Below are 3,985 nucleotides of genomic sequence, written 5' to 3'. Positions count from 1 at the left end.
TGCTTCTGTCCATAGGTAATAGACAGAGCTGTGACATTTTCTTTTCCGTATTTTTCAATGGCGAGGCCGAGACAGGTTGTGCTGTCTACGCCGCCGCTGGATAAAACAAGTGCTCTCATGAGAATCTCCTTATGCCTGATATAACCGCTGCTGCAAATCCGCATCGGTGCGGAAGCGTCCGCGCAGCGTGGTTGTAGTTGTCTTGGCGTTGGTCTGTCGAATGCCGCGGGCGGTCATGCAGCTGTGGCAGCCCTGAATCAAAACGCCGACATCTTCGGAATCGGTCACCATCTGCATAATCTGCGCAATATCCGAACCAATGCGCTCCTGCAGCTGCAACCGCTTGCTGACCATATCGGCAATGCGAGCGATTTTACTCAAGCCGATGACTTTGCCGTTCGGCACGTAGGCGACAGTAGCGGTCATGTCGTACATCAGCGCGATGTGATGCTCGCAATAGCTGAATAACTGAATGTCTTTGACAACAACAACGTCTTTGGAGTCGCTGACAAAATCCATTTCGTCTTCAAATGTCTTGCCAAACATCTGCGCGATTTCTTCATTGGTATAATTCATACCCTCAAATACTTCGTTGTACATGCGGGCAACACGATCTGGTGTATCTTTTAAGCCTTCGCGGTCCGGATCATCGCCCAAGGCAATGAGGATACCGCGAATGTGTTCTTTGATTGCTTTGGTATCAATAGCCATAATTTTTTTCGTCCTGTTCTGCGGGTTATACGCCGCGTTTATTGGGGTCCCAGATAAATTTGTGCATTTGCAGCTGCAAGGTCACATCATTGAGGGTGTGCGCCTGCATAAAATCTACAATTTCAGCCGGTTCAATGGAACCAAACACCGGACTGAAGTATACATGACAGCGATGCGTCAGATCATAGGTTTGGATGACGTCCAACGCGCGCTGTAAATCCTCTTGACTGCCTGCGACAAACTTTACCGTGTCCGAAGCACGGAGCAAGGAAAAGTTCTCTGGACGCATGTGTGATTCCATACCGCTGCCGGGCAGCTTATAATCCATCGTAAAGGCAATGCGGGGAGAAAGATGGATATATGGTGCCAGATCGACACTGCCATTGGTTTCGATTTCAATATATCGGTTTTCTTTTTGCGAAAGTGCTGTGAGTAGTTCTACCATGCCGTCGCGCAGCAGTGGTTCGCCTCCGGTGAGTGTGACATTGTTCACGCCGGTGGCATCGACAGCAGCACAAATCTCCTCTGTAGTCTGACAGACATGCGGTACGTCCGGCTCATTTGCCCAAGTGGTATCGCAGAACGAACAACGCAGATTGCAGCCGCAAAAACGAACAAAGACAGCAAGCTGTCCTGCGTGCGTGCCCTCGCCGTTGATGCTGGTAAAGGTCTCTGCTACATCAAATACTGCCATTACTGCTCCTCTCCGGTGTACGAAGCGCAATTGTTCGGCGTTTCATATACCGTTGCCTCGGCAACGGTGTAACCGCATTCGGTCATGCGCTGATAGAAATACTCGGCAAAGTGTTCTGCAGTCGGACGGAATGGCACTTCAGTCAGTGCAAATCCATCTTCTGCCAGAGCACAGCGGGTTGCCTCGCGCAGCGTGCCGGTTTCATAAATCAAGGTGTGATCCAGAGCATCTGCCATGCGCTTGAGATCGGATTTCAGCTGAGAGAAATCGACGAGCATTCCGCGTTCCTGTGTCGTGGTCTGTAAGGTATCTCCGCTGATGCGGATTTGTACAACCCAATGATGTCCGTGGATATTGCTGCACTTGCCCTGATAGTGCGCGAGAAAATGCGCGGCGTCAAAATTCGCCTCCGCTCTTAAATAATACATAAGAACTTCCTTTCAAGAAAAAACAGCAGGCATACCAGCCTGCTGCAGAATACAAAAATGATTCATCAGCCCTGGTTTTGTTTTAAGACAGGATGGTGCAAACGAACTGTCTAATCAAAAGATGTATATACTATACACCTTCCCTGTTTTGCTGTCAATCGAATTTCCGCGTTTCCTTGAATCGCAGCGCAAAATGTGATAGTATAGACAAAGACCTGCAAAACTGCGGGAATTTCAATCAAATATTGGAGAATGAAAGTACATGCTTTTGAAACGAATTTCAGCTATGCTGCTCGCTGGGTGCATGGCTTGGACGTTGGCAGGCTGCGGCACTGCATCGACAGATGGCAGTGCAGGCAGCGGACAGCGGACAGAAAAACCGACGCTGGAACAAATTTATGCGGCCAATACCTTGGAAAAATATGAAACAGATAACATACAGCCGTCATTCAGTACCTGTCTGCGCGTAGGCGAAGAGAAAAAAGAATCCAATGCCTTGTTAACGTTGTATTATGATGATGTGTTGGGGACGATTTGCCGTTATCGCAAAACCGAGACCGGTATGCTGTTCAAATATTACTTCCAGCACGAGGGACAGGATTTTTACACGTATGCAGAAGCCAATAAAGACGGCAGCATCAAGAAAAAAGCACTCGTGATTCAGGCATCAGAGCAGAAAAAGCAAACATCTTATGCGGAACAGCTGATTGAAGAGTATGGATTTGGTTCCTATAACAATAAAGAAACCATTACGTCACTGCGAGACTGCGGCGAGACCTATCATATTGTGACGGATATTTCCGCGCTGTCCGGCACCAAAAACAATGGAAAGACCTATACCTATACCACACAGGAATATGATGTGGAGAAAGAAACCCTGCGTATTTTGGATATTTTCCGCACTTATACGGTCAAGGATACAAATGGAGAAGAAAAGACCTGTAATATGTCGCGCAGTATGACATACAGCAGCGATGAAATGGTCAAACCGGCAGAATTTATCGAAAAGAGTCTGATTACACCGGCATGGACACGCACGATCACGCTGGTATCTGACAGCGGAGAGCAGACGATTGCCGTACCGAATGGCATTCCGGTTCTGGTAGACGCACCGGATGGATATACCGCGTATGCAGACAGCTCGTATACGCAGAAATATACGAAGGATACGCCGAATACAGATAAGACCTATCCGAACAGAACGATTTACTTGAGTAAATAGAAGAAAAGCTCTGATTGAAGCCGAAAAACGGCACAATCAGAGCTTTTTTGCGTTTGCAATTAAATGTGCTTGTGCAGCAGCTGGAGAACCATGTGCAGAGAATCCAGGTCAATCTGTCCCGGTGCAGAGGCAGCCCCAATTGTACCAAAGGTGATCGCACTGCCAAAGATTTCACCGCTCAGACGGCTGATAATACCGCTCTGTCCCATCGACATAGTAATGAGCGGGCACTCGCTCTCGCGAGACATTTGCTCGGTGGCGGAGAGCAGTTCCAGTACATCGTGCTTATCCTGCGGCATAACGGCGATTTTCAGAATATCTGCCCCTTCTGCCTCAGCGCGCTTCATGCGGGCAACCAATTCTTCTTTCGGCGGTGTGCGCTCAAAATCGTGGTTGGAGATGATGACCGGCATTCCATGTCTGTGAGCCAGATCTACCAGTTCCTTTACAATGTCGTCACCGATGCACAGCTCTACATCAATCATGTCTACTAGATGTTCTTCGATAGCGGTGCGATACAGCTCGACATAGTATTCCGGTTCAATCGGCTGGCTGCCGCCTTCACCGATGGTGCGGAAGGTCAGGATAAACGGCTGATCGTCCAGAATACCGTGCAGAATACGAGAAGCGCGGCGAACCATGTTGAGATCGTGGAAATGCTCAAAGCGGTCGATACGCCATTCAATCAGGTCAAAATCTTTGCGCTGCATTCCGCGCGCCTGAGAAAAAATCTCGCGCAGGTTGGTAGCAACAATGGGAACACAAATTTTCGGAATTCCACTGCCGATGCAGCAGTTCTTTACACAAACATTGCTCATAATATGTCTTCCTCTTTCTAAACAAGTTGTGGAACTTTTACTTTTTCAAGTTTATCATATTTTTGTAAAAAATTCTATGCATTTTGCATAAAAAATTCCGACAAATCTTATA

6 protein-coding genes are annotated in these 3,985 nt (G+C 47.8%); 1 reads left to right on the top strand and 5 read right to left on the bottom strand.

Annotated features, from left to right (window positions below):
• The 4 genes from ACR0P9_RS08670 to queD form a co-directional block, all read right to left on the bottom strand.
• The coding region (locus ACR0P9_RS08670) for a 7-cyano-7-deazaguanine synthase (RefSeq protein ID WP_432619251.1) at positions 1-119 on the bottom strand (119 nt) is incomplete at its 3' end.
• 10 nt (positions 120-129) lie between these two features.
• Positions 130-711, bottom strand: coding sequence for a GTP cyclohydrolase I FolE (gene folE / locus ACR0P9_RS08665; protein WP_432619249.1), 582 nt, complete (start codon positions 709-711; stop codon positions 130-132).
• A gap of 25 nt (positions 712-736) precedes the next feature.
• The gene (queE, locus tag ACR0P9_RS08660) at positions 737-1,405 is read right to left on the bottom strand and encodes a putative 7-carboxy-7-deazaguanine synthase QueE (protein ID WP_432619247.1); all 669 of its coding nucleotides are present in this window, start codon (positions 1,403-1,405) and stop codon (positions 737-739) included.
• The gene (gene queD, locus ACR0P9_RS08655) at positions 1,405-1,833 is read right to left on the bottom strand and encodes a 6-carboxytetrahydropterin synthase QueD (RefSeq protein WP_432619245.1); all 429 of its coding nucleotides are present in this window, start codon (positions 1,831-1,833) and stop codon (positions 1,405-1,407) included. The genes queE and queD overlap by 1 nt, the downstream gene beginning before the upstream one ends.
• 262 nt (positions 1,834-2,095) lie before the next feature.
• Between queD and ACR0P9_RS08650 the strand changes: the two genes are divergently transcribed.
• Entirely contained in the window at positions 2,096-3,055 is a 960-nt protein-coding gene (locus ACR0P9_RS08650; protein ID WP_432619243.1) for a hypothetical protein, read from the top strand.
• A 59-nt stretch (positions 3,056-3,114) separates the two neighbouring features.
• On the opposite strand, the gene aroD is transcribed toward ACR0P9_RS08650, so the two are convergent.
• A complete protein-coding gene (gene aroD / locus ACR0P9_RS08645) occupies positions 3,115-3,873 on the bottom strand; it encodes a type I 3-dehydroquinate dehydratase (protein ID WP_432619241.1) in 759 nt (252 codons plus the stop codon).
• Between the last annotated feature and the right edge of the window lie 112 nt (positions 3,874-3,985).

The organism is Butyricicoccus sp., from assembly GCF_050872565.1.
Taxonomy (GTDB): Bacteria; Bacillota; Clostridia; order Oscillospirales; family Butyricicoccaceae; genus Butyricicoccus_A.
The sequence above is the reverse complement of the archived record's forward strand: the minus strand, read 5'-3'. Positions and strand labels throughout refer to the sequence as shown.